1 protein-coding gene is annotated in these 500 nt (G+C 27.4%); it reads right to left on the minus strand.

Going from position 1 to position 500, the window contains the following annotated elements; genetic code table 11:
• Positions 1–209: 209 nt before the first annotated feature.
• On the minus strand, positions 210–500 hold a 291-nt coding region (locus DNK85_RS12680), incomplete at its 5' end, for a hypothetical protein (RefSeq protein ID WP_208123183.1).

The following is a 500-nucleotide window of genomic DNA, read 5'->3' on the forward strand; positions in this document are numbered from 1 at the left end:
CTTTTTTTATCTACTTTTCCTCTTTTCATTACTCCTTCCATCTTTCTCCTTTCCCTCTCTCTTTTTTTTTTCTTCTTCTTTTTTCTCTCTTACTTATTCTTTTTTTTTTTTTTCTTTTTTTTTTTCTTCCTTCTTTTTTTTTTTTTCCTTTCTCTTTCTTTTTTTCTTCTTTTTCTCAACATTTCTTATCCTCTCTTTTTCTTCCTTTTTTATTCCTCTTTCATCTTTCTTCCCTGTTTTATTTTTTTTCTCCTTCCCTCTTCGTCTTTCCTTTTCCTTTTTTTCTCCTTTTTCCTTATTACCCTTCTCCTACTTTTCACTCTTATTTTTTTTCTTTCCCTCTTTTTTCTCTTTTTTTTCCTTTTTCTTTTCTTCTCTCCTTTTTCTCTTTCCTTTCTCTTTTTTTTTCCCTTCCTTTCTTTATCTCCTTTCTTTCTTTCTTCTTTTTTTTCCATCTTTTTTTTCTCTTTTTTTTCCTTTTCTTTTTCTTCCTTTTTTTT

The organism is Cysteiniphilum halobium (genome assembly GCF_003574425.1).
GTDB classification, from domain to species: Bacteria; Pseudomonadota; Gammaproteobacteria; order Francisellales; family Francisellaceae; genus Caedibacter; species Caedibacter halobius.